Raw genomic sequence first — 25,084 nt, 5'->3', positions numbered from 1 at the left:
CTCGAGCGAGTCACCCCCGCGACGCGGACCGTCAGACGACCTTGGCGATCGACGCGCAGACGTGGTCGATGTTCTTGCTGTTGAGCGCGGCCACGCACATGCGGCCGGTGTCGGTGCCGTAGACGCCGAACTCGTTGCGCAGGCGCACCATCTGGTCCTTGGTCAGGCCCGAGTAGCTGAACATGCCGATCTGGGTGGTGATGAAGCTCATGTCTTCCTTCACGCCGGCGGCCTTGAGGCCGTCGACCAGCTTCTGGCGCATGGCCTTGATGCGCACGCGCATCTCGCCCAGTTCCTTCTCCCACAGGGCGCGCAGCTCGGGGTTGCCGAGCACCGCGGCCACCACGGCGCCGCCGTGCGTGGGCGGGTTGCTGTAGTTGGTGCGGATGGCGATCTTCAGCTGCGACAGCACGCGCGCGGCTTCTTCCTTGTTCTCGCACAGCACCGAGAGGGCGCCCACGCGCTCGCCGTAGAGGCTGAAGCTCTTGGAGAACGAGGTCGAGACGAAGAAGGTCAGGCCGGCCGCGACGAACTTGGCGACGGCCGCGCCGTCTTCCTGCAGGCCGTAGCCGAAGCCCTGGTAGGCCATGTCGAGGAAGGGCACCAGGCCCTTGGCCTTGACGGCGGCGACGACCTGGTCCCACTGCGCGGGCGTGATGTCGTAGCCGGTGGGGTTGTGGCAGCAGGCGTGCAGCACGACCACGGTGCCGGCCGGGGCGGCATTGAGCGCGGCCAGCATGCCGTCGAAGTCGATGCCGCGCTTGGCGGCGTCGTAGTAGGGGTAGCTTTCGACCTCGAAACCGGCGTTGGTGAACAGCGCGCGGTGGTTTTCCCAGCTCGGGTCGCTGATCAGCACCTTGGCGGCGGGGTTGAGCTTCTTGAGGAAGTCGGCGCCGACCTTGAGGCCGCCGGTGCCGCCGATGGCCTGGATCGTGGCCACGCGGCCCGAGGTCACGGGCTCGCTGTCGGCGCCGAAGACCAGCACCTTCACGGCGTTGTCGTACGCGGCGATGCCGTCGATGGGCAGATAACCGCGCGCCGTGGGCGCTTTCATCATGTTCTGCTCGGCCGCCTGCACGCACTGCAGCAGGGGCAGCTTGCCGTTGTCGTCGTAGTAGACGCCGACGCCGAGATTGACCTTGTTGGGGTTGGTGTCGGCGGCAAATTGCTCGTTGAGGCCGAGGATCGGATCGCGCGGTGCCATCTCGACCGCGGTGAACATAGACATGGAAAGGTCCTTTGGGATGAAAGCTTCGCTGGCAACCGCTCGAGGCTTTAAGCTTTGCGGTTGCCTTGAATTTTACCGGCGCCACGCCACCTGACGGGTACAGCCATGCCAGAGACCAACGAAGCCATAGCAGACTCGAACAACGCCGACCCCGTGGGGCCCGCTCCCAAGGGCGAATTCATCAGCTTCCCGGGCTCGCCTTTCGAGCTCTATCAGCCCTATCCGCCGGCGGGCGACCAGCCGAACGCCATCGAGAAGCTGGTCGAGGGCGTGGGCGACGGCGAGGTGTTCCAGACCCTGCTGGGCGTGACCGGCTCGGGCAAGACCTTCACCATGGCCAACGTCATCGCCCGCACCGGGCGCCCGGCCATCGTGTTCGCGCCCAACAAGACCCTGGCGGCACAGCTCTACAGCGAATTCCGCGAGTTCTTCCCGAAGAACGCCGTCGAGTACTTCGTCAGCTACTACGACTACTACCAGCCCGAGGCCTACGTGCCGCAGCGCGACCTGTTCATCGAGAAGGACTCCTCGATCAACGAGCACATCGAGCAGATGCGGCTGTCGGCCACCAAGAGCGTGCTGGAGCGGCGCGACACCGTGATCGTGGCCACCGTGAGCGCGATCTACGGCATCGGCACGCCCGAGGACTACATGGAGATGCGGCTGATCGCGCGCGTGGGCGACAAGGTCGGCCAGCGCGACCTGATCGCCCAGCTGATCCGCATGCAGTACACGCGCAACGAGCAGGACTTCGCGCGCGGCACCTTCCGCGTGCGCGGCGACACCATCGACGTGTTTCCGGCCGAGCACAGCGAACTCGCGATCCGCTTCGAGCTGTTCGACGACGAGATCGAGTCGCTGCAGCTGTTCGACCCGCTGACCGGGCGCATCCGCCAGAAGGTGCCGCGCTTCACGGTCTACCCCTCGAGCCACTACGTGACGCCGCGCGACAAGGTGCTGGCGGCGGTGGAAACCATCAAGATCGAGCTCGACGGGCGGTTGAAGGAACTGGTGGCCGCGGGCAAGCTGGTGGAGGCCCAGCGCCTCGAGCAGCGCACCCGCTTCGACCTCGAGATGCTGGCCGAGATCGGTCACTGCAAGGGCATCGAGAACTACACGCGCCACCTCTCGGGCGCGGCGCCCGGCGACCCGCCGCCCACGCTGACCGACTACCTGCCGAAGGACGCGCTGATGTTCCTCGACGAGAGCCACCAGATGATCGGCCAGCTCGGCGGCATGTACAACGGCGACCGGGCGCGCAAGACCACGCTGGTGGAGTACGGCTTCCGGCTGCCGAGCGCGCTCGACAACCGGCCGCTGAAGCTCGAGGAATTCGAGAAGCGCATGCGCCAGTGCATCTTCGTGTCGGCCACGCCGGCCGACTACGAGAAGCAGCACACCGGGCAGGTGGTCGAGCAGCTGGTGCGGCCCACGGGCCTGATCGATCCCGAGGTGGAGGTGCGGCCAGCCACGCACCAGGTCGACGACGTGCTGCAGGAGATCCACGTGCGCGTCGAGAAGAACGAGCGCGTGCTGATCACCACCCTGACCAAGCGCATGGCCGAGCAGCTCACCGACTACCTGGGCGACAACGGCGTGAAGGTGCGCTACCTGCACAGCGACGTCGACACGGTCGAGCGGGTGGAGATCCTGCGCGACCTGCGCCTGGGCACCTTCGACGTGCTGGTGGGCATCAACCTGCTGCGCGAGGGACTGGACATTCCCGAGGTCTCGCTGGTGGCGATCCTCGATGCCGACAAGGAAGGCTTCCTGCGCGCCGAGCGTTCGCTGATCCAGACCATCGGCCGGGCGGCGCGCAACCTGAACGGCAAGGCCATCCTGTACGCCGACCGGATGACCGATTCGATGAAGCGCGCCATCGGCGAGACCGAACGCCGGCGCGCGCGCCAGATCGCCCACAACGAGGCCCACGGCATCACGCCGCGCAGCATCGTGAAGCAGGTGCGCGACCTGATCGACGGCGTCTACAGCGAGAAGACCGGCAAGGAGATGGCCAAGCTGGACCTCGAGCGCGCCAAGGTCGAGGACATGAGCGAGAAGGACATCGCACGCGAGATCAAGCGGCTCGAGAAGCAGATGCTCGAGCACGCGCGCAACCTCGAGTTCGAGAAGGCGGCGCGGGTGCGCGACCAGCTGGCGCTGCTGCGCGAGCAGGCCTTCGGGGCCGCGGGCGGCGACAACATCGCGATAGCGCCGGCCAAGTAGGCCGAAGGTTTTCGGTAGCGGCGCCCCCGATCGCCCGGAATCGGGTTTACCCGAGCAAAGTCCGGGGCCTTCTGATATACTTGAGCGAAACACTCAACAAAAAAGAAACTTCGCGATGAAGGACCGACTCACAACCACTGGCTCACCAGTGTCAAGAGTCGGGCAGGGCGGAGACGAGATCACCGTGGCTCCCGGGCAACGGTGTCATTTCAACGGTAAGCGCTAAAAAGGAGCTTGCGATGCGTCTCACTACCAAAGGCCGTTTTGCGGTCACAGCCATGATCGATCTGGCTCTGCGTCAGAACACCGGTCCGGTCACGCTGGCCGCGATCAGCCAGCGGCAGCAGATTTCGCTGTCGTACCTCGAGCAACTCTTCGGCAAGCTGCGCCGTCACGAACTCGTCGAATCCACCCGGGGTCCGGGCGGTGGCTACAGCCTGGGCCGCAAGGCCGCCGACATCACCGTGGCCGACATCATCGTGTCGGTCGACGAGCCGATCGACGCCACCCAGTGCGGCGGCAAGGAAAACTGCCTCGGCGAACAAGGCCGCTGCATGACCCACGAACTCTGGGCCTCGCTGAACCAGCGCATGGTCGAGTTCCTCGATTCGGTCACCCTGCAGAAGCTGGTCGACGACCAGATCGCCAAGGGCGTGCAGATCGAGAACAAGCCGGTCGTCAAGCGCGCCATCTCCGCGCAGCCGGTGGTCAAGCCGATCCGCGTCAACGCGCCGAATTCGGTGTTTGCCCTGGGCAACGTCTTCGCCAAGTCCTGAGGACCCGCGACGCAGACGCTTCGAGACGAGTCAGACGCGGCGCCCGGCGGGCGCCGCCAGCGAACGAACAGCGACCAAGAACAACCCCCACGCCAGCACGAGCCAGCCATGGACGTAACTCCTCATTTCCCGATCTATCTCGATTACGGCGCGACCACGCCGGTCGACCCGCGCGTGGTCGACGCCATGATTCCCTGGTTGCGCGAGCACTTCGGCAACCCGGCGTCGCGCAGCCACGCCTGGGGCTGGGAAGCGGAAGAGGCGGTCGAGAAGGCGCGCGGCTACGTGGCCGAGCTGATCGGCGCCGACCCGCGCGAGATCGTCTGGACCTCGGGCGCCACCGAGTCGAACAACCTCGCGCTCAAGGGCGCGGCACAGTTCTACAAGGGCAAGGGCAAGCACCTGATCACGGTGAAGACCGAGCACAAGGCCGTGCTCGACACCATGCGCGAACTCGAGCGCCAGGGTTTCGAGGTCACCTACCTCGACGTGCAGGAAGACGGTCTGCTCGACCTCGAGAAGTTCAAGGCCGCGATCCGCCCCGACACCATCCTCGCGAGCGTGATGTTCGTGAACAACGAGATCGGCGTGGTGCAGGACGTGGTGGCGCTGGGCAACATCTGCCGCGAGAAGGGCGTGATCTTCCACGTCGACGCCGCGCAGGCCACCGGCAAGGTCGAGATCGACATCGCGAAGCTGCCGATCGACCTGATGAGCCTGGCGTCGCACAAGACCTACGGTCCCAAGGGCATCGGCGCGCTGTACGTGCGCCGCAAGCCGCGCGTGCGGCTCGAGGCCCAGATGCACGGTGGCGGCCACGAGCGCGGCATGCGTTCGGGCACGCTGCCCACGCACCAGATCGTGGGCATGGGCGAGGCCTTCCGCATCGCCAAGGCCGAGATGAAGGAAGACATCGCCAAGGCCGCGCGGCTGCAGAAGCGCCTGCTCGACGGCCTGAAGGACGTGGAACAGGTCTTCATCAACGGCGACCTCGAGCACCGCGTGCCGCACAACCTGAACATGAGCTTCAACTACGTCGAGGGCGAGTCGCTGATCATGGGCATCAAGGGCCTGGCGGTGTCGTCGGGTTCGGCCTGCACCTCGGCCAGCCTCGAGCCCAGCTACGTGTTGCGCGCCCTGGGCCGCAGCGACGAACTGGCCCACAGCAGCCTGCGCATGACCATCGGCCGTTTCACGACCGAGGAAGAGATCGACTACGCCATCTCGACCATCAAGCACAACGTGGCCAAGCTGCGCGAATTGAGCCCCCTGTGGGAAATGTTCCAGGACGGCGTCGACATCAGCACGATCCAGTGGTCGGCGCACTGAGCCCGAAGCTCCACGATTGAACAAAGTTTGAGAGGTACACCATGGCATATTCTTCCAAGGTCATCGACCACTACGAAAACCCGCGCAACGTCGGCTCCTTCGAAAAGGGCGACGACTCGGTCGGCACCGGCATGGTCGGCGCGCCGGCCTGCGGCGACGTGATGAAGCTGCAGATCAAGGTCAACCCCGAAACCGGCGTGATCGAAGACGCGCGCTTCAAGACCTATGGTTGCGGCTCGGCGATCGCTTCGTCGTCGCTCGTGACCGAATGGGTCAAGGGCAAGACGCTCGACGAAGCCGCCGCGCTCAAGAACGCGCAGATCGCCGAGGAACTGGCGCTGCCGCCGGTGAAGATCCACTGCTCGATCCTCGCCGAGGACGCGATCAAGGCGGCCGTGAGCGACTACAAGGCCAAGCACGGCGCGAAGAGCGCCGAAGCCGCGGCAGCGCACTGAGATGGCCGTCACGCTGACAGAAGCCGCCGCGCGCCATGTGAATCGCTACCTCGGCAAGCGAGGCAAGGGCGTGGGCGTGCGGCTGGGCGTGAAGACCACCGGTTGCTCGGGCCTGGCCTACAAGCTCGAGTACGTGGACGAACTGACGCCCGAGGACGTGGTGTTCGAGGACCACGGCGTGAAGGTGCTGGTGGATCCGAAGAGCCTGGCCTACATCGACGGCACGCAGCTGGACTTCGTGCGCGAGGGCCTCAACGAAGGCTTCAAGTTCAACAACCCGAACGAGCGCGACCGCTGCGGTTGCGGGGAAAGCTTCCGCATCTGATGCGCAGTCGCTGACCGCGACAACAGCCGCCACCATGTCATGTGCTGGCGGTTTTTTCTTGCCATGAACCTGAACGACACCGACTTCGAGCTGTTCGCCGTCCCCGCGACTTTCGCGCAGGACCGCGCGGCGCTGGACGCGCGCTGGAAGGAACTGCAGCGCGAAGCCCATCCCGATCGCTTTGCGGCGCAGGGCGCGGCCGCGCAGCGCGTGGCCATGCAATGGTCGGTGCGCATCAACGAGGCCTACCAGCGGCTCAAGGACCCGGTGCGGCGCGCGAGCTACCTCTGCGAGCTGCACGGTGCCCCGGTCAATGCCGAGAACAACACGGCGATGCCGCCCGACTTCCTGATGCAGCAGATGGAATGGCGCGAGGCGCTCGACGAGGTCGAGGACATCGCCGCGCTCGAGCGCCTGCAGGCCGAGGTCGACGCGGGCCGCGCCCGCGCGCTCTCGTCGCTCGACTGGCTGATCGACGAGAAGGGCGACTACCCCGCCGCCGCGCAGCAGGTGAGAGCCCTCATGTTCATTGAGCGCTTCGGCCACGACGTCGAAGCCAAATCGGATCAGTTGGGACAATAAAGCCCTATGGCTCTTCTTCAGATTTCCGAACCCGGCCAGGCCCCCGATCCGCACCAGCGCCGCATCGCCGTCGGCATCGACCTCGGCACCACGCATTCGCTGGTGGCCTCGGTGCGCAACGGCGTGGCCGAATGCCTGCCCGACGACCAGGGCCGCGTGCTGCTGCCCTCGGTGGTGCGCTACCTCGACAAGGAGCGCCGCCAGATCGGTTTCGACGCGGTCGCCGCGCGCGCGCAGGACCCCTCGAACACCATCACCTCGGTCAAGCGGCTCATGGGCCGCGGGCTGGCCGACGTGACCCACCGCGAAGCGATGTCCTATGCCATCGGCGGTGGCGACGGCGGCATGGTGCAGGTGCACACCGCGGCGGGCGACAAGTCGCCGGTCGAGATCAGCGCCGAGATCCTCGCGACGCTGCGCTACCGCGCCGAGGACACCTTCGACGACGAACTCTACGGCGCGGTCATCACCGTGCCCGCCTATTTCGACGAGGGCCAGCGCCAGGCCACGAAGGACGCGGCGCAGCTGGCCGGCCTCAACGTGCTGCGGCTGATCAGCGAGCCCACCGCGGCCGCCATCGCCTACGGCCTCGACAATGCGAGCGAGGGCGTCTATGCGGTCTACGACCTCGGCGGCGGCACCTTCGACATTTCCATCCTGCGGCTCACGCAGGGCGTGTTCGAGGTCATCGCGACCGGCGGTGACTCGGCGCTCGGCGGCGACGACTACGACCATGCGCTGGCCGATTTCGTGCTGGCGCAAAGCGGTGTCCAGACCGCGAGCGAGACCGACAAGGCCGCCGTGCTCGTGGCGGCGCGTGCCGCCAAGGAAGCGTTGACCGATGCCGACACCGTGACCTTCGCCGCCGACGTGGGCGGCCAGCCGCTTCGCTTCGCGCTCCAGCGCGCGCAGTTCGACGCGGCCACCAAGGCGCTTACCGACCGCACCCTGGCCGCCGTGCGCAAGGCGCTGCGCGATGCCAGGCTCAAGGCCGACGACCTGCAGGGCATCGTGCTGGTGGGCGGGTCGACGCGCATGCCGCAGGTTCGCGAGGCGGTTGCCCAATTCTTCGGCCGCGAGCCGCTGGTCAATCTCAATCCCGACGAGGTCGTCGCGCTCGGCGCCGCGATCCAGGCGAACCAGCTGGCCGGCAACAACGGCGCGGGCGAACTGCTGCTGCTCGACGTGATTCCGCTGTCGCTGGGCCTCGAGACCATGGGCGGGCTGGTCGAGCGCATCGTGCCGCGCAACCAGACCATCCCGACCGCGATGGCGCAGGACTTCACCACCTACCAGGACGGCCAGACCGCGCTGGCGCTGCACGTGGTGCAGGGCGAGCGCGACCTGGTGGCCGATTGCCGCAGCCTCGCGCGCTTCACCTTGCGCGGCATCCCGCCGATGGCCGCGGGCGCCGCGCGCATCCGCGTGACCTTCACGGTCGATGCCGACGGCCTGCTGAGCGTGAGCGCCAAGGAACAGGCCAGCGGCGTGGAAGCCAGCGTCACCGTCAAGCCTTCCTATGGGCTGTCGGACGACCAGATCGCGACCATGCTGCAGGAGAGTTTCTCGACGGCACAGCAGGACATGCAGGCGCGCGCGCTGGTCGAGGCCCGCGTCGATGCCGAGCGCATGCTGCTCGCGACGAAGAGCGCGCTCGATGCCGACGGCGACCTGCTCGGCGCACAGGAGCGCACGGCCATCGATGCATCGATGAGCGCGCTGCGCCTGAGTGCCCAGGGCAACGACGCGGCCGCGATAGAGGCCGCCACCAAGGCGCTGGCCGAGATCACCGAGCCCTTCGCCGCGCAGCGCATGAATGCCGGCATCGCCCGCGCGCTCTCGGGGCGCAAGGTCGAATCCCTCTAAGACAAGAACACCGCAAAGAACGACAACGCAGGCGCTGCATGCCCACGATCAAGATCTATCCGCATCCCGAATACTGCCCGCAAGGCGCCGAGATCACCGCGCCCGCGGGCACCTCGATCTGCGAGGCCCTGCTCGACAACGACATCAACATCGAGCACGCCTGCGAGATGAGTTGCGCCTGCACCACCTGCCACGTGATCGTGCGCGCGGGCGGCGGCTCGCTCAACGAGGCGGAGGAGGGTGAGGAAGACCTGCTCGACCGCGCCTGGGGCCTGGAGCCGCAATCGCGCCTGAGTTGCCAGGCGATCCTGGCGCAGGAGAATGTGACGATCGAGATTCCGAAGTACTCGATCAACCACGCGAAGGAAAACCACTGATGAGTCGTCTGATCGTTCTCGATACGGAAACCACCGGGCTGTCGGCCGAGAACGGCGACCGCGTCATCGAGTTGGGCTGCGTGGAGCTGTTCAACCGCAAGCTCACCGGCAACGACCTGCACATCTACTTCAACCCCGAGCGCGAGAGCCACGAGGATGCGCTCAAGGTGCACGGCCTGACGACCGACTTCCTGCGCGACAAGCCGAAGTTCGCCACGCTGGCCAACGACATCGTCGAGTACCTGCGCGGCGCCGAGCTGATCATCCACAACGCGGCCTTCGACGTGGGCTTCCTCAACAAGGAGTTCGAGCGTGTCGGCCTGCCGCCGCTCAAGACCTTCGTGAGCGAGGTGACCGACACGCTGGCCATGGCCAAGCAGGTGTATCCGGGCAAGCGCAACTCGCTCGACGCGCTGTGCGACCGCTTCGGCGTCGACCGTTCGAACCGGACCTTCCACGGCGCCAAGCTCGACGCCCAGCTGCTGGCCGACGTCTACATCAACCTCACGCGCGGCCAGGACGCGCTGCTGATCGACGTGGCCACCACCGAGCCCGAAGTGGGCACCACGGTGATCGCCATCGACCTCAGCCGAATCGAGCTGCCGGTGCTGGTGGCGACCGAGCATGAACTCGCCGAGCACGACGCCGTGTTGTCCCAACTCGACAAATCGAGCAACGGTCGCACACTCTTTCGCCAAAACGCTTGAAAAGCTGTGGCATAATCTAAGGCTTCGCAGAACGCGATTCATCCAGGCGCTGAAGCCCATCGAAGAGATCGGGCAGAGGCGTCAGGGGCGGTTAGCTCAGGGGTAGAGCACAGCATTCACACTGCTGGGGTCGGAGGTTCGAAACCTCCACCGCCCACCAATTTCCAGGTTCCATTTCTCTTTTCCGTCGGCGCATCGGCCCCGACGGCATTGCCGTTGGCCTGTCGGTGCGCACCGACGCCAAGTGCCGTCGCGTGCTGCTGGTTTCGCAAGCCTTCGCGCCTAGAACCGATGGCACGACCGCAACCCAGGAGAACAGATCATGGCGACCGCACCCGATCTTCCGACGCCGATCACGCCCACGCCGGGCCTGCCCGTGGAGCCCGACGAGGGGCCGAACAAGGCGCCCGACGAGCCCACCGATCCCGAGCCGCCGCCGACCGCGACCTGATCTTCCCACGCGCGGCGGCCGCGCTAAGCTCGCCGCATGGACGATCTCGATTGCGCCGTCATCGGCGGTGGTGTGGTGGGTTTGGCCGTGGCGCGCGCACTCGCGCTCGCGGGCCGTGAAGTGATGGTGCTCGAGGCCGAAGGCGCCATCGGCACCGGCACGAGTTCGCGCAACAGCGAAGTCATTCATGCGGGGATCTACTACCCGCAAGGCTCGCTGAAGGCGACGCTCTGCGTCGAGGGCAAGCAACTGCTGTATGCCTACGCCGAAGCGCGCGGCGTGCCGCACCGGCGCTGCGGCAAGCTGATCGTCGCGACCTCGGCCGAACAGGTGGCGGAGCTCGAGGCGATCCGTCTCAAGGCCGCGGCCAATGGTGTCGACGACCTCGAACAGATTTCGGCGGCGCAGGCCATCGCGCTGGAACCGCAACTGCGCTGCATGGCCGCGCTGGTCTCGCCGAGCACGGGCATCGTCGACAGCCATGCGCTGATGCTGAGCCTGCTCGGCGATCTCGAGAATGCGGGCGGCATGCTGGCGTTGAAGTCGGCCGTGACGCGGGCTGACCTGGAGGAGGGCGGCATCGTCTTGACGGCGCAAGACGGCACGCGGTTGCGCTGCCGCAGCGTGGTCAACGCGGCCGGCCTGGGGGCACCCGATCTGGCGCGCCACTTCGGAGGACTCGCCACCGAGACCGTTCCCACCGCTCATTTCGCGAAGGGCAACTACTTCACCCTTTCGGGCCGCGCGCCCTTCGGCCGGCTGGTCTATCCGGTGCCCGAGCCCGGCGGCCTCGGCGTGCACCTGACGATCGACCTCGGCGGGCAGGCCAAGTTCGGACCCGATGTGCAATGGGTGAGCTCGCCCGACGACCTGGTGGTGGACCCGGCGCGCGGCGACGCCTTCTATGCCGAGGTGCGCAAGTACTGGCCCGCGCTGCCCGATGGCGCGCTGATCCCGGGCTACGCGGGCATGCGACCGAAGATCTCGGGACCCGGCGATCCCGCGGCCGACTTCCGCATCGACGGACCGCGCGCGCATGGCGTGCGAGGCCTCGTCAACCTGTTCGGCATCGAGTCGCCGGGGCTCACGAGCAGCCTCGCGATCGGCCGACACGTGGCGGACCTGCTCGCGGCCGAGGACTGAATTCCGCGCCGATCGCGAACGATCTCTTGCAGAACTCTTTGTGGATGCAGTCCTGTGCGGGCGATGTAGCCTGTAACATGACAGCACGCCATTTGTAGGCGTGAAGCCGCCGGCGCGGTGCCGGTGTCATCACGGAGGAAGGTTTCCAATGAGTGCATCCAAGAATCTCGAGGCGGCAGCCGAGGACATCGCGAGCGACGTGCGTGGCGTGCTCGCCAGCAAGGACCTGGATTCGGTTCCCCACATCAAGGCGCTGCGCCAGCGCATCGACACCAAGCTCGCGATCGCCCGCGAACTCGCCGCCGAGAAGAGCCGCCTCGCCGCCAAGAAGGCCCGCGAAGCCGCCTCGGCCACCAATGCCTATGCCCACGACGAACCCTGGCAGATCGCCGCTGGCGCGCTGGCCGTCGGTGTGCTGGTGGGCCTGCTGCTTGGTCGCCGCTGATCGAACCATGACAGCGGAGGGCCGCCGATGAGGTTGCTCTCTCTTCTCGGACTGGACCGGCGCCTGCGCCGGCTGCGCATTGCCGCGGCCGAGGGCGCGATGGCCGCCGAGGACCGGGTGCAGCTGCTGCGCATGGCCTGGGAGGAGGAGAAGCAGCGGCTCAAGCTGGTGCTGGTCCTCGCGATCGTGCTGCTGGGCCTGACGACGATCGCCGTCGCGCTGCTGTCCGTGGCCGTCGTGGTCCATTTCTGGGACACGCCGCAGCGCACCACCGCCGCCTGGTCGGTGGCCGCGCTCTGGATCGTGCTGTGGCTCGCGGCCGCCTGGGGCCTGTGGACCCAGCTGCGCGGTGCCTCGAACAGCTTCACGCCGACCCGCGAGGAACTGGCGCGCGACTGGACCTGGGTACAGGAGCGCTTCGGACTGGGCGACGAGCCCGGCGAAGAGGACGAGCCGGCGCCACGCCGTCCGTCCACGCGCGAGGAACTGATCGAGCGCATCGAGCGCCAGCGCCTGCGCATCGCGACCTTGCAGGGTGGCGGTACCGCCGCCGCGCAGGGCGAGGAGCGGTCGGCTCCCCCGCCGCCCGACGAAACCCCGACCGCCACGGCGCTGCGCATCGCGCGCGAGCATCCGGTGGCCACGGGTGTCGCCGTGGCTGCGGCGCTGGTGGTGGTGCGCCCGAAGCGCCTGCTGCGCTGGGCGACCTTCGTTGCGCCGATCCTCTGGCGCATGCGCTGACGAAACGGCCGGCGGGTCGCACCCACCCGCCTTCCGATTGAAAACTCAGGCGCTGCCGCGGTCCCGCTGCAGCGCCTGTGCCGTTTCATGGACCAGCGCCGGGCCGCGGTAGATCAGGCCGGTGTAGATCTGCACTACGTCCGCGCCCGCCGCGATCTTGGCCCTGGCATCGGCCGCGCCGAGGATGCCGCCCACGCCGACGATCGGGAAGTCCTTGCCCAGTGCGGCGCGCAACTGGGCGATCACGCGGTTGCTCGATTCGCGCACCGGCGCACCCGACAGGCCGCCGGCTTCCTTCGCATGCGGCAGCCCCTCGACCGCGTCGCGCGCCAGCGTGGTGTTGGTGGCGATCACGCCATCCATGCCGTGGCGGCGCAGCGTGGCGGCGATCACCGCCACCTGCGCCTCGTCGAGGTCGGGCGCGATCTTCACGAACAGCGGCACGCGGCGCGGTGCGCCGCCGATGGGCTGGCGCGCCAGCGTCTCGCGCCGCTCGGCCACGGCGCCGAGCAGCGCGTCGAGCGCCTCGTCGCTCTGCAGGCTGCGCAGGTTGGCGGTGTTGGGGCTCGAGATGTTGATCGTCACGTAGTCGGCATGCGGGTACACGCCGTCGAGGCAGGCGATGTAGTCGTCCATCGCGCGCTCGATCGGCGTGGCGGCGTTCTTGCCGATGTTCAGGCCCAGCAGCATCGGCGCCTTCGCGCGAGCCGCGTTGCGGCGAAAGCGTGCCTTCTGCACGTTGGCCAGGAAGGCGTCGAGTCCGTCGTTGTTGAAGCCGAGCCGGTTGATCAGCGCCTGGCGTTCGGGCAGGCGGAAGATGCGCGGGCGCGGATTGCCGGGCTGGCCCTTGGGCGTGACGGTGCCGACCTCGACGAAGCCGAAGCCCATGGTGGCGAAGGCGTCGATGCAGCGTGCGTTCTTGTCGAGGCCGGCGGCGAGGCCGACGCGGTTCGGGAACCGCAGGCCGGCCAGGGTGACGGGATCGTCGACGCGCGGCGCCGAGTAGGCGCAGGCCAGCGGCGTGTTCTGCGTGCGCGCGAGCCCGTCGAGCGTCAGTTCATGGGCGTGCTCCGGGTCGAAACCGAACAGGAAGGGGCGGGCCAGGCCGTAGAGCGAGGAGGGCAGCAGGGACATCGTCGGATAATTCGGGGCTTCAATGAGCCCAGGATTCTCCGCGATGACCGCACCCCTTCCTTCTTCTTCCGCCGCAGCCGCCCCCATCTCCCAGGACGAACTCAAGGCCCAGGTGGGCCGCGCCGCCCTGGCCTACGTGGTGAAGGGCGAGATCGTGGGTGTGGGCACCGGCTCGACGGTCAACAAGTTCATCGACGCGCTGGCCACGATCAAGGACCAGATCCGTGGCGCCGTCTCGAGCTCGATCGCCTCCACCGAGCGCCTGCGGGCGCTGGGCATCCCGGTGTTCGACAGCAACGAGGTCGAGGAGCTGGGCGTCTACATCGACGGCGCCGACGAGATCGACCCGCGGGGTTTCATGGTGAAGGGCGGCGGTGCCGCGCTCACGCGCGAGAAGATCATCGCGGCCCAGTCGCGCCGCTTCGTCTGCATCGCCGATGCCTCGAAGCTGGTCGACACGCTCGGTGCCTTTCCGCTGCCGGTCGAGGTGATCCCGATGGCGGCGCGCCGCGTGATGCGGCAGTTCGCGGCGCTGGGCGGCCAGGCCCAGGTGCGAGAGAAGGACGGCCTGCCGCTGGTGACCGACAACGGCCAGCACATCGTCGACGTGACGGGCCTGAAGATCGCCGATCCGCTGGCCTTCGAATCCGAGGTGAGCCAGTGGCCCGGCGTGGTCACCGTCGGCGTGTTCGCGCACCAGAAGGCGCATGTGTGCCTGCTCGGCACGCCCGAGGGCGTGCGCACGCTGGACTTCGCCTGATCAGAACTTGATGCCGGCGGGGTTCTCCGGTGTCGGCCCGCTCGGCGGTGCCGCGGGCAGCGGCTGCTCCTCGGGCGCCGCGCGCGGGGCGGCGGGTGCGGGCGCCGGCGCGCGCGTGAGCTGGGCGACCATCGGCTGCGCCGGCGGATTGCGATAGCCGCTGGGCAGGCCGTTGCTCCTGGGATAGCCGGCCGCGTCGAGGTATTGCGCCCACTGCGTGTCGGAAAAGCCGGGCAGTTGCTGCGTGCCGATGGTCAGCAGCGGCAGCGAGGTCTGGCCGCTGAGCTTCTGCAGCGCTTCCACCTCCTGGTTGCTGTTCACCGTGCGTTCCTGGAACGGGATGCCGCGCGTCGTGAGCAGCGTGCGCGCCATCGCGCAGGGCGCGCATTCGTCGCCGCTGTAGAGCGTCACCGGATAGCGCTGCGCGATCTGGCGCAGCTCGTAGGGCAGGCCCGCGTTGGCGCCCGTGGCGGGCGCCGGCTGCGCATTGGCGGCGGGTTCGGTGCTGGCGGTGGGCGCGCGGTCCGAGAAGGTGACCCGGCCGTTCTTGTCGACCTGCCGGTAGACCGGTTGCGCCACCGCGCCCGCGGCGGCGAGCAGGAGGACGAAACCGGTCAGGCGACTTGGTGAGAATTTGTAAATCGAGCGCATGGCCCGAGTATCTCAAGCTTCAGCGCCGCATCAAGCCGGCTGCGGCTCGGCCATGCCCTGGTGTCGCAGCAGCGCATCAAGCTGGGGTTCGCGGCCGCGGAAGGCCTTGAACGACTCCATCGCGCTGCGGCTGCCGCCGGCCTCGAGGATGGCCTGGCGGTACTTGCGGCCGGTCTCGATGCTCGGTTCGCCGTTGGCGCCCACGGTTTCCTCGAAGGCCGCGTAGGCATCGGCGCTCAGCACCTCGGCCCACTTGTAGCTGTAGTAGCCGGCCGCATAGCCGCCCGAGAAGATGTGGCTGAAGGTGTTCGGCGTGCGGCTGAAGGGCGGCGAGGGCATCACGGCCACCTCGGCGCGCACCTGGGCCAGCAGCGCGAGCACGTCGCCGGGCTTCGCGGCCGCGGCGTGGTACTCGGTGTGCAGCAGCATGTCGAACAGCGAGAACTCGATCTGGCGCAGCGTCTGCAGGCCGCTCTGGAAGTTCTTGGCCGCGGTCATCTTGTCGAACAGCGCGCGCGGCAGCGGCGCGCCGGTGTCGACGTGGGCCGTCATGTGGCTCAGCACATCCCATTCCCAGCAGAAGTTCTCCATGAACTGGCTCGGCAGCTCGACCGCGTCCCATTCGACGCCGCTGATGCCCGAGACGTCGCGCTCGTTCACCTGCGTGAGCATGTGGTGCAGTCCGTGGCCGAACTCGTGGAACAGGGTGGTCACGTCGTCGTGCGTGAGCAGCGGCGGCTTGCCGCCCACGCCCTCGGCGAAATTGCAGACCAGTTGCGCGACCGGGGTCTGCAGCCGGCCGTCGTCGGGCCGCAGCCAGCGCGCGCGCACGTCGTCCATCCAGGCGCCGCCGCGCTTGGCGGCGCGCGCGGAGGGGTCGAGGTAGAACTGGCCGACCTTCTGGCCGGCACGCTCGATGCGATAGAACTCGACGCTCGGATGCCAGGTCGGCGCGCTGTCGCGGCGGATCGAGACCTCGAACAGCGTCTCGACGATCTTGAACAGGCCCGCCATCACCTTGGGCGCCGGGAAGTACTGCTTGACCTCCTGTTCGCTGAAGGCGTAGCGCGCTTCCTTGAGCTTCTCGCCGACGTAGCTCCAGTCCCAGGGCTGCGGATCGGCCAGGCCCAGTTGCGTGGACGCGAAGGCGCGCAGGTCGGCGAGGTCGCGCTCGCCGTAGGGGCGGGCCTTGGCCGCGAGGTCGCGCAGGAACTTCACCACCTGCTCGGGCGACTCGGCCATCTTCGGCACCACCGAGAGCTCGCCGAAGTTGCGGTAGCCCAGCAGCTTCGCCTCTTCCTCGCGCAGCGCGAGGATCTCGCCGATCAGCGCCGTGTTGTCGAAGGCCGGGTCGCCGAGTTCGCTGGCACGCGTGACGTAGGCACGGTAGAGTGTCTCGCGCAGCGCGCTGCTCCTGGCGAACTGCATCACTGGCAGGTAGCAGGGCATCTTGAGCGTGAGCTTGTAGCCGTCCTTGGCCTCGGCTTCGGCCGCGGCGCGCGCGGCATTGACCACGTCTTCCGGCACGCCCTCGAGTTCGCCGAACTGTGCGTAGTAGGCGAAGGCATCGGTCGCGTCGAGCGCGTTCTCGCTGAACTTCTGGCTCAGCTCGGCCTGGCGTTCCTGGATCTCGGCGAAGCGCTGCTTGGCCTCGCCCTGCAGTTCGGCGCCGCCGAGCACGAAGTTGCGCACCGCGTTGCGATGCGCCTGGCGCTGCTCGGCATCGAGCGTGGCGACGTCGATCGCCTTGTACTTCGCGTACAGGCGCTCGTCGGAGCCGAGGCGGGTCCAGAACGCGGTGACGCGCGGCATCGCCTCGTTGTAGGCGGCGCGCAGCTCGGGCGTGTCGGCCACGGCGTTGAGATGGCCGACCGCGCTCCAGGCACGGCTGAAGCGTTCCGAGGCCACGTCGAGCACCTTGGAGATCGCGCTCCAGCTGGCGGGGAAGTCGGGGGCCGTCACCGTCTGCAGCGCGGTCTCGGCATCGGCGAGCAGCACGTCGACCGCGGGGGCGACGTGTTCGGGCCGGATACGGTCGAACAGCGGGAGGTCGGTGAAGTCGAGGAGGGGGTTGTTCGAGGTGGCCATGGTGTTCACTTGGCGGCGCGTTCGGCCGCTTCAAGGGTGTTGGCGAGCAGCATGGCGCGCGTCATCGGGCCGACGCCGCCGGGCACCGGGGTGATCCAGCCGGCGACTTCCTTCACGCCGTCGAAGTCGACGTCGCCCGCGAGCTTGCCGTCGGCCTTGCGGTTCATGCCGACGTCGATGACCACCGCGCCGGGCTTGACCATGTCGGCCGTGAGGAGGTTCAGCTTGCCCACGGCCGCAACGATCACGTCGGCCTGGCGCGTGATGGCGCCCAGGTCCTGCGTGGCGCTGTGGCAGATGGTCACGGTGGCGCTCTTGGCCAGCAGCATCATGGCCATCGGCTTGCCGACGATGTTGCTGCGGCCGATCACCACCGCATGCTTGCCGCGCAGGTCGTAGCCGATGGATTCGAGCATCTTCATGCAGCCGAAGGGCGTGCAGGGCCAGAAGCCCGGCGCGCCGGTCATCAGTGCGCCGGCGCTGGCGACGTGGAAGCCGTCGACGTCCTTCGCGGGCGAGATGGTCTCGATGACCTTCTGGCTGTCCATGTGCTTGGGCAGCGGCAGCTGCACCAGGATGCCGTGAACCGCCGGGTCGTCGTTGAGCACGCGGATGCGCGCGAGCAGGTCGGCCTCGCTCAGGTCGGCCGGGTAGGTCTCGAGCGTGGCCGAGAGACCGGTCTGCGTGCTGTCGTTGACCTTGTGCTTGGTATAGACCTGGCTGGCCGGGTCCTCGCCCACGAGGATGATGGAAAGGGCCGGGTTCACGCCGCGGGCCTTGAGCGCCGCGGTGCGGCCGGCGACTTCGGCGCGGATGGTTTTGGCGAGGGCGTTGCCGTCGATCAGTTGGGCGGTCATCGGTTTCGATTTTCCAAGTAAAAACGCCCGCTTGCGCAGGCGTGGGGGTCATGCATCGCTATCGAACAGATAGCCGGCGTCTAGGCCTTGGCAGCGGGCGCCGCCTGCCCGAGCGCGATCTTCAGCAGATCGGCCACGGTGTTGGCGTTGAGCTTCTCCATGATGTTGGCGCGATGCGCCTCGACGGTCTTGATGCTGATGCCGAGGTCGTCGGCGATCTGCTTGTTGAGGCGGCCGGCGACGATGCGCTCGAGCACCTGCGCCTCGCGGCCCGTGAGCTTGGACAGCAGCGCGTCGCGGCTGGCCGACTGCTGGTGCTGCGTGAAGGCGCCGCGCGCGTGTTCGAGCATGCGCTCGACCAGCGCGACGAGTTCCTCGTCGTTGAAGGGCTTCTGGATGAAATCCATCGCGCCCTTCTTCATGCTGTCGACGGCCATCGGCACGTCGCCGTGGCCGGTGATCACCACGATCGGCAGCGGCGAGCGGCGCTCGATCAACCGGTCCTGCAACTCCAGGCCCGTCATGCCACCCATGCGGATGTCGACGATCAGGCAGGCCACCTCGCGGGGGTCGTAGCGGGAGAGGAAGGACTCGGCGGAATCGAAGCAGCGGACCCGGTAGTCCTTGCCTTCGAGCAGCCACTGGAGCGAATCGCGTACGGCTTCGTCGTCATCGACGACATACACAGTGCCCTTTTTCGGAATCAAACTCATGCAGGTACCTTTACCTCGTCACTTGCTAGGGAACTGATAGCGTCCAACACCGGAATCCAGAAGGAAAAACGGCATCCGATCACATCCGGGCCATTGTAGATGTTCTCCGCCTGCATCCGGCCGCGGTGCGACTCGACGATGGTGCGGCACAGGTTCAGGCCGATGCCCATGCCCTCGGGCTTGGTCGAGAAGAAGGCCTCGTAGAGCCGGTCCATGACCTCCGGCGCGAGGCCCTTGCCGGTGTCCTGCACCGAGAACTCGATCGCGTTGTGGCCCTCAATCACCTTCGGCAGCACGCGCAGCTCGACGCTGCGCCGCGCCAGCGGGCGCTCGGCGAGGTCGATCGATTCGGCCGCGTTCTTCAGCAGGTTGACCATCACCTGCTCGATCAGGATCGGATCGACGCGCACCATCGGCAGCCGCGCCGCCACGTAGTGATTGAGCCGCACGTTGCGCCGGCGCAGCTCGATGCCGGCCAGCTCGACCGCCTCGCTGACCATGGTCGCCACGTCGGCCGGCGTGCGGTTGGGTTCGCTGCGCTTCACGAAGGAGCGGATGCGCTGGATGATCTGGCCCGCGCGCTGGGCCTGCTTCGAGGTCTTCTCGAGCGCGGCCAGCAGCGCATCGTTGTCGATCGACTGGCTCTTGATGCGCGACATCATCCCGTTGCAGTAGTTGCTGATCGCGGTCAGCGGCTGGTTGAGCTCGTGCGCCACGCTCGAGGCCATCTCGCCCATGGTGATCAGCCGGCTCGCCGATTGCGCGCGGTCGGCCTGCGCGGCCGCCTGTTCCTCGGCATCGCGGCGCGGCGTGATGTCGGTGGCGATCACCAGCTGCGCCAGGCGCCCATCGACCCAGGTCAGATAGCGCGAGCGCACCTCGAGCCACTTGCCGAGCTCGGGCACGAAGATCTCGTTGTTGGCCGCCTGCGCGGCGGTCAGCGTGTCGATCGGCAGGCCGGCGTAGGGGTCGACGTCGTCCAGGCCTTCGTCGTGCGCGTTCGAGGCCGGCACGCCGGCCTGCGCCACCATGCCCAGGTGGCCGACGGTGTCGGAGCCGAACCACAGGCGGTAGAGCTTGTTGGCGAACAGCAGCTCCTCGCTGCCGATCGGCGCCACCGACACCGCGGCGTCGAGCGCCTCGAGCACGGTGGTGAAGCGCTCGTACGAGGCCGACAGCTGCTCGCGGATGCGCGTGGGCTCGGTGATGTCGGTCATCGAGGTCATCCAGCCGGTCTGGTGGCCGCGCGCGTCGATCAGCGGCGACACGTACAGCCGCGCGTCGAACACGCTGCCGTTCTTGCGCTTCACGCGCACCTGGAAGCCGCCCGGCAAGGCGCGGCCGTGCAGCTCCTCCTCGAGCCGCTCGTTCATGATCTCGCGATCGGACTCGAGCCAGTAGGGGAAGGGCGGCGTCTGGCCGACCAGCTCCTCCTCGGCCCAGCCGGTCATCGCGCAGAAGGCGGCGTTGACGTAGGTGATGCGGCCCTGCAGGTCGAGCACCCGCATGCCGGTCAGCATCGAGTTCTCCATCGCGCGGCGGAAGTTGGTCTCGGCCACCAGCCGCTGCTGCGCCTGCAGCCTGCGGCGCGTGTGGCGCCAGGTGCCGATCAGCATCCAGCTGGTGAGCACGCTGAGCGCGCAGACCAGCCAGAACAGCCCGTTGCCGACCACGCCCTGCGAGGTGCGGTAGGCCTGGGCGCGCAGCACCAGCGCATTGCCCACGGGCGAGACCGGTACCTCGTATTCGTTGGTGCGCTCGCTCCAGGGCAGCAGGCGCGCGCCGGTCTCGCGCAGGTTGGCGGTGTTGCCCGCGATCACCTTGCCCTTGGCGTCGAGCAGCGACACCGCGTAGCGCGCCTGCACCTCGGAAGGCATGCCGTAGCGCAGCAGGCCGTCGACCGAGAACTCGCCGAGCACCACGCCCGCGAACAGGCCCTGGTCGAACAGCGGGATGTGCAGCTGCAGCATGGCCGGCGGATCACCGCCAGCCGCGGGCTGGGAGAACACCGGCTGGCGCAGCTCGCGCGCCAGCGCGTAGTTGCTCTCGATGTCGCCGGGGCGCAGCACGTCGCCGATCAGGTGCTGCTGCGCCGGATGCACGCTGGGCGCGGCATAGCCGGCCTTGAAGCGGCGGCGGTCGTCGATCCAGGTGATGGTCTGCAGCTCGGGGAACTGGCTCACCAGCGATTCGGCGCGGCTGGTGAACTCGATCGGGTCGATCTCGCGGTTGGAGGCATCGCGCGCGATGCGCATCAACTGCTCCTGGCGCTCCAGCAGCCGCAGCCGCATGCGCTGCTGGGCGTACTCGACGTCGCGGCGCACCGACTCCTGCTCGCGCTCGACCTCCTCGGTGCGCAGGTACCAGAAGGCGGTGACGATCGCCGCGAGGAACAGCAGCACGGCGGCCATCGGGGCCAGCATCGCGACGGCGTCCTGCAGCACCGGGGTCTGGCGGCGCCACCAGCGGCGCCACCACGACAGCGGCGAGGCGTTGACGGCACTGCGGGCCACGGCCAGCGGGGAGGAAAAAGGCATCGCGAGAGTTTATTAGGTGACGGAGTTTCCTAGGCGCGGGTTATCGACGGTGGCACTGATCCCGGCGCGGTCTGCGGCCGCTCCGGATTCGTGAAAATGTCACATTAAGAAATCTATACGCACTATTTGAAATCGCAGTATTTCTGTGCGACACTCCGCGCGCTCACACGCAGAGCGCCTAAATTACGCCCACAGCCCCAAAAGGAGAGACAAGCATGTCGGCAAATCCCGAGAAGCAATTCGGCCCGGCCGCGAACGACGCGGATTCCCAGGAAACGCGCGAGTGGATGGACGCCTTGTCCGCCGTGATCCAGAGCGAGGGCCCCGAGCGTGCGCATTTCCTGCTCGAGCAACTCCTCGAACATGCCCGCCAGAACACGGTCGACATGCCGTTCTCGGCCAACACGGGCTACGTCAACACCATCGAGCCGTCGCAGGAAGCCCGCAGCCCCGGCAACCTCGAGATCGAACAGCGCCTGCGTGCCTATATGCGCTGGAACGCGATGGCGATGGTGGTCAAGGCCAACCGCCACCACCCGCCCGAAGGCGGCGACCTCGGCGGCCACATCGGCTCCTTCGCTTCGCTGGCCAGCATGTTCGGCGCCGGCTTCAACCACTTCTGGCACGCCGAGAGCGAGAACCACGGCGGCGACCTGCTCTACATCCAGGGCCACGTCTCGCCCGGCATCTACGCCCGCGCCTACCTCGAAGGCCGCCTGACCGAGGAGCAGCTGCTCAACTTCCGCCAGGAAGTCGACGGCAAGGGCCTGTCGAGCTACCCGCATCCCAAGCTGATGCCCGAGTTCTGGCAGTTCCCCACGGTGTCGATGGGCCTGGGCCCGCTGATGGCGATCTACCAGGCGCGCTTCCTCAAGTACCTGCATGCCCGCGGCATCGCCAACACCGAGAACCGCAAGGTCTGGGTCTTCTGCGGCGACGGCGAGATGGACGAGGTCGAGTCGCTGGGCGCGATCGGCCTGGCGGCGCGCGAGAACCTCGACAACCTGATCTTCGTCATCAACTGCAACCTGCAGCGCCTCGACGGCCCGGTGCGCGGCAACGGCAAGATCATCCAGGAGCTCGAGGGCGAGTTCCGCGGCGCCAACTGGAACGTGGTCAAGCTGATCTGGGGCAAGGGCTGGGACGCGCTGCTCGAGAAGGACCATGACGGCGCGCTGCGCAAGATCATGATGGAGTGCAACGACGGCGACTACCAGTCGTTCAAGGCCAACGACGGTGCCTACGTGCGCAAGAACTTCTTCGGCCGCGACCCGCGCACCTTGAAGATGGTCGAGCACATGAGCGACGACGAGGTCTGGAACCTGCAGCGCGGCGGCCACGATTCGCAGAAGGTCTACGCGGCCTTCCACGCGGCCCAGAACCACCAGGGCCAGCCCACCGTGCTGCTCGTCAAGACCGTCAAGGGCTTCGGCATGGGCAAGATCGGCGAGGGCAAGAACACGGTCCACCAGACCAAGAAGCTCAACGACGACGACATCCGCGCCTTCCGCGACCGCTTCAACATCCCGATCCCCGACAGCCAGATCGCCGAGCTGCCGTTCTACAAGCCGGCCGACGACACGCCGGAAATGAAGTACCTGCACGAGCGCCGCAAGGCCCTGGGCGGCTACCTGCCGCATCGCCGCGTCAAGGCCGAGGAGAGCTTCACCGTGCCCGCGCTCGAGACCTTCAAGGCTGTGCTCGAGCCCACGGCCGAGGGCCGCGAGATCTCGACCACGCAGGCCTACGTGCGCTTTCTCACGCAGCTGCTGCGCGACCAGGCCCTGGGCCCGCGCGTGGTGCCGATCCTGGTCGACGAGGCGCGCACCTTCGGCATGGAAGGCCTGTTCCGCCAGGTCGGCATCTACAACCCGCACGGTCAGCAGTACACCCCGGTCGACAAGGACCAGGTCATGTACTACAAGGAAGACAAGGCCGGCCAGATCCTGCAAGAGGGCATCAACGAGGCCGGCGGCATGTCGAGCTGGATCGCGGCGGCCACGTCGTACAGCACGAACAACCGCATCATGGTGCCGTTCTACGTGTACTACTCGATGTTCGGCTTCCAGCGCATCGGCGACCTGGCCTGGGCGGCCGGCGACATGCAGGCGCGCGGCTTCCTGCTCGGCGGCACCTCGGGACGCACCACGCTGAACGGCGAAGGCCTGCAGCACGAGGACGGCCACAGCCACATCCTGGCCAACACCATCCCGAACTGCGTGAGCTACGACCCGACCTTCGCGCACGAAGTCGGCGTGATCCTGCACCATGGCCTCAAGCGCATGGTCGAGAAGCAGGACAACGTCTACTACTACCTCACGCTGCTCAACGAGAACTACCCGATGCCCGGCCTGCAGCCCGGCACCGAGGAACAGATCATCAAGGGCATGTACCTGTGCAAGCAGGCGCCGACGGTCAAGGCGGCCAAGGGTAAGGAAGCCCCCACCGTGCAGCTGCTGGGCTCCGGCACCATCCTGCGCGAGAGCTTCGCGGCGCAGGAACTGCTCGAGAAAGACTGGGGCGTGAGCGCCGGTGTCTGGAGCTGCCCGAGCTTCAACGAGCTGACCCGCGACGGCCAGGACGCCGACCGCTGGAACCTGCTGCACCCGACCGAGGAAGCGCGCGTGCCCTTCGTGGCGCAGCAGCTCGGCGGCAGCACCGGCCCGGTGGTCGCCTCGACCGACTACATGAAGGCCTACGCCGAGCAGATCCGTCCCTTCGTCCCCAAGGGCCGCAACTACAAGGTGCTGGGCACCGACGGCTTCGGCCGCAGCGATTTCCGCAACAAGCTGCGCGAGCACTTCGAGGTCAACCGCCACTACATCGTGGTGGCCGCGCTCAAGGCCCTGGCCGAGGACGGCGTGCTGCCGGCCGCCAAGGTGGCCGAGGCGATCAAGAAGTACGGCATCAATGCCGACAAGGTGAACCCGCTCTACGCGTAATCACGATTCCCCACAACCAAGACGCGCCTTCCGGCGGGAGACAAACGATATGGCAGCAGTGGAAGTCAAGGTACCCGACATCGGCGATTTCGATGAAGTCGCTGTGATCGAGGTGCTGGTGAAAGTGGGCGACACGGTCAAGCCCGAGCAGTCGCTCATCACCGTGGAGTCGGACAAGGCCTCGATGGAGATTCCGTCGTCGTCCGCCGGCGTGGTCAAGGAACTCAAGGTCGAGGTCGGCAGCAAGGTGAAGGAAGGTTCGGTGGTGCTGGTGCTCGAGGCCGAGGGGGCCGGCCAGGCCGCCGCGCCAGCGCCCGCGGCCAGTGCTCCGGCACCCGCGGCCAGCGCGCCGGCACCGGCCGCTGCGGCACCCGCACCCGCTGCGGCGGCTGCACCGACCGCCGCCGCCGCCGGCCCGGTCGACGTGAAGGTGCCCGACATCGGCGACTTCAAGGACGTCGCGGTCATCGAGGTGCTGGTCAAGCCCGGCGACACCATCAAGGTCGAGCAGTCGCTGATCACGGTCGAATCGGACAAGGCCTCGATGGAGATCCCGTCGTCGGCCGCCGGCACGCTCAAGGAACTCAAGGTCAAGGTCGGCGACGTCGTCAACATCGGCGACCTGATCGCGGTGATCGAAGGCGCCGCCCCCGCTGCAGGCGCCGCGCCCGCACCGGCGCCGGCTCCCGCGGCCGCGGCGGCCGCTGCGCCCGCCACGGCTTCGGCCTCCGCGCCCGCACCGGCTCCGGCT

Annotated in this window: 23 protein-coding genes and 1 tRNA gene; 17 read left to right on the top strand and 7 right to left on the bottom strand. The window is 67.6% G+C overall.

What is annotated here, in order from left to right; genetic code table 11:
- Positions 1 to 31 precede the first annotated feature (31 nt).
- On the bottom strand, positions 32 to 1,228 hold the full coding sequence (locus tag ACODT0_RS40925) for an amino acid aminotransferase (RefSeq protein ID WP_057593650.1): 1,197 nt from the start codon (positions 1,226 to 1,228) through the stop codon (positions 32 to 34).
- Between the two features lie 105 nt (positions 1,229 to 1,333).
- Here ACODT0_RS40925 and uvrB point away from each other — a divergent pair, with 105 nt between their 5' ends.
- From uvrB to ACODT0_RS40855, 14 genes are all read left to right on the top strand, one after another.
- Positions 1,334 to 3,454 carry an excinuclease ABC subunit UvrB gene (gene uvrB, locus ACODT0_RS40920; RefSeq protein WP_057593651.1) on the top strand — a complete coding sequence of 707 codons (2,121 nt, stop codon included), beginning with the start codon at positions 1,334 to 1,336 and terminating at the stop codon, positions 3,452 to 3,454.
- A gap of 239 nt (positions 3,455 to 3,693) precedes the next feature.
- Positions 3,694 to 4,230, top strand: coding sequence for a Fe-S cluster assembly transcriptional regulator IscR (gene iscR, locus ACODT0_RS40915; RefSeq protein WP_056580055.1), 537 nt, complete (start codon positions 3,694 to 3,696; stop codon positions 4,228 to 4,230).
- 108 nt (positions 4,231 to 4,338) lie between these two features.
- Positions 4,339 to 5,559, top strand: coding sequence for an IscS subfamily cysteine desulfurase (locus tag ACODT0_RS40910; protein ID WP_057593652.1), 1,221 nt, complete (start codon positions 4,339 to 4,341; stop codon positions 5,557 to 5,559).
- A 41-nt stretch (positions 5,560 to 5,600) separates the two neighbouring features.
- On the top strand, positions 5,601 to 6,014 hold the full coding sequence (iscU, locus tag ACODT0_RS40905) for a Fe-S cluster assembly scaffold IscU (protein ID WP_057593653.1): 414 nt from the start codon (positions 5,601 to 5,603) through the stop codon (positions 6,012 to 6,014).
- Position 6,015: 1 nt separating this feature from the next.
- Entirely contained in the window at positions 6,016 to 6,339 is a 324-nt protein-coding gene (iscA, locus tag ACODT0_RS40900) for an iron-sulfur cluster assembly protein IscA (RefSeq protein WP_057593654.1), read from the top strand.
- 63 nt (positions 6,340 to 6,402) lie between these two features.
- Positions 6,403 to 6,921 (top strand): Fe-S protein assembly co-chaperone HscB, encoded by a 519-nt coding sequence (gene hscB / locus ACODT0_RS40895; RefSeq protein ID WP_057593655.1) that lies wholly within the window; start codon positions 6,403 to 6,405, stop codon positions 6,919 to 6,921.
- Positions 6,922 to 6,927: 6 nt separating this feature from the next.
- Positions 6,928 to 8,787 carry a Fe-S protein assembly chaperone HscA gene (gene hscA, locus ACODT0_RS40890; protein WP_489043905.1) on the top strand — a complete coding sequence of 620 codons (1,860 nt, stop codon included), beginning with the start codon at positions 6,928 to 6,930 and terminating at the stop codon, positions 8,785 to 8,787.
- A 38-nt stretch (positions 8,788 to 8,825) separates the two neighbouring features.
- On the top strand, positions 8,826 to 9,164 hold the full coding sequence (gene fdx / locus ACODT0_RS40885; protein WP_057593657.1) for an ISC system 2Fe-2S type ferredoxin: 339 nt from the start codon (positions 8,826 to 8,828) through the stop codon (positions 9,162 to 9,164).
- The gene (gene dnaQ / locus ACODT0_RS40880; protein ID WP_489043904.1) at positions 9,164 to 9,871 is read left to right on the top strand and encodes a DNA polymerase III subunit epsilon; all 708 of its coding nucleotides are present in this window, start codon (positions 9,164 to 9,166) and stop codon (positions 9,869 to 9,871) included. Before fdx ends, dnaQ begins: the two co-directional genes overlap by 1 nt.
- Positions 9,872 to 9,956: 85 nt before the next feature.
- Positions 9,957 to 10,031, top strand: a tRNA-Val gene (locus ACODT0_RS40875).
- 162 nt (positions 10,032 to 10,193) lie between these two features.
- Positions 10,194 to 10,322: a stereocilin gene (locus ACODT0_RS40870; RefSeq protein ID WP_093343433.1), complete on the top strand. Its 129-nt coding sequence runs from the start codon at positions 10,194 to 10,196 to the stop codon at positions 10,320 to 10,322.
- Between the two features lie 36 nt (positions 10,323 to 10,358).
- Positions 10,359 to 11,465, top strand: a complete 1,107-nt coding sequence (locus tag ACODT0_RS40865) for an NAD(P)/FAD-dependent oxidoreductase (RefSeq protein ID WP_489043903.1) — start codon at positions 10,359 to 10,361, stop codon at positions 11,463 to 11,465.
- A gap of 148 nt (positions 11,466 to 11,613) precedes the next feature.
- Positions 11,614 to 11,910, top strand: coding sequence for a glycine zipper domain-containing protein (locus ACODT0_RS40860; RefSeq protein ID WP_057593661.1), 297 nt, complete (start codon positions 11,614 to 11,616; stop codon positions 11,908 to 11,910).
- 27 nt (positions 11,911 to 11,937) lie between these two features.
- The gene (locus tag ACODT0_RS40855) at positions 11,938 to 12,651 is read left to right on the top strand and encodes a phage holin family protein (protein WP_489043902.1); all 714 of its coding nucleotides are present in this window, start codon (positions 11,938 to 11,940) and stop codon (positions 12,649 to 12,651) included.
- 45 nt (positions 12,652 to 12,696) lie between these two features.
- Here the strand turns inward: ACODT0_RS40855 and ACODT0_RS40850 are convergent, their stop codons facing one another.
- Entirely contained in the window at positions 12,697 to 13,785 is a 1,089-nt protein-coding gene (locus ACODT0_RS40850; RefSeq protein ID WP_057593663.1) for a quinone-dependent dihydroorotate dehydrogenase, read from the bottom strand.
- Between the two features lie 43 nt (positions 13,786 to 13,828).
- Between ACODT0_RS40850 and rpiA the strand changes: the two genes are divergently transcribed.
- Positions 13,829 to 14,545, top strand: a complete 717-nt coding sequence (gene rpiA / locus ACODT0_RS40845) for a ribose-5-phosphate isomerase RpiA (protein ID WP_489043901.1) — start codon at positions 13,829 to 13,831, stop codon at positions 14,543 to 14,545.
- On the opposite strand, the gene ACODT0_RS40840 is transcribed toward rpiA, so the two are convergent.
- The 5 genes from ACODT0_RS40840 to ACODT0_RS40820 form a co-directional block, all read right to left on the bottom strand.
- Positions 14,546 to 15,196 carry a glutaredoxin family protein gene (locus ACODT0_RS40840; protein WP_489043900.1) on the bottom strand — a complete coding sequence of 217 codons (651 nt, stop codon included), beginning with the start codon at positions 15,194 to 15,196 and terminating at the stop codon, positions 14,546 to 14,548.
- 30 nt (positions 15,197 to 15,226) lie between these two features.
- Entirely contained in the window at positions 15,227 to 17,284 is a 2,058-nt protein-coding gene (locus ACODT0_RS40835) for a M3 family metallopeptidase (RefSeq protein ID WP_057593674.1), read from the bottom strand.
- A gap of 5 nt (positions 17,285 to 17,289) precedes the next feature.
- Positions 17,290 to 18,141: a bifunctional methylenetetrahydrofolate dehydrogenase/methenyltetrahydrofolate cyclohydrolase FolD gene (folD, locus tag ACODT0_RS40830; protein ID WP_209540740.1), complete on the bottom strand. Its 852-nt coding sequence runs from the start codon at positions 18,139 to 18,141 to the stop codon at positions 17,290 to 17,292.
- A gap of 80 nt (positions 18,142 to 18,221) precedes the next feature.
- Complete coding sequence (locus ACODT0_RS40825) at positions 18,222 to 18,854, bottom strand: response regulator transcription factor (RefSeq protein ID WP_057593667.1); 633 nt, start codon at positions 18,852 to 18,854, stop codon at positions 18,222 to 18,224.
- On the bottom strand, positions 18,851 to 21,391 hold the full coding sequence (locus tag ACODT0_RS40820; protein ID WP_057593668.1) for a PAS domain-containing sensor histidine kinase: 2,541 nt from the start codon (positions 21,389 to 21,391) through the stop codon (positions 18,851 to 18,853). The genes ACODT0_RS40825 and ACODT0_RS40820 overlap by 4 nt, the downstream gene beginning before the upstream one ends.
- Positions 21,392 to 21,606: 215 nt before the next feature.
- On the opposite strand from ACODT0_RS40820, the gene aceE reads away from it, so the two are divergent.
- The gene (aceE, locus tag ACODT0_RS40815) at positions 21,607 to 24,333 is read left to right on the top strand and encodes a pyruvate dehydrogenase (acetyl-transferring), homodimeric type (protein ID WP_057593669.1); all 2,727 of its coding nucleotides are present in this window, start codon (positions 21,607 to 21,609) and stop codon (positions 24,331 to 24,333) included.
- A 49-nt stretch (positions 24,334 to 24,382) separates the two neighbouring features.
- On the top strand, positions 24,383 to 25,084 hold a 702-nt coding region (locus ACODT0_RS40810; protein ID WP_489043899.1), incomplete at its 3' end, for a biotin/lipoyl-containing protein.

Source organism: Variovorax sp. FG153, from assembly GCF_057809595.1.
This window is presented reverse-complemented; position numbering and strand designations above follow the sequence as displayed.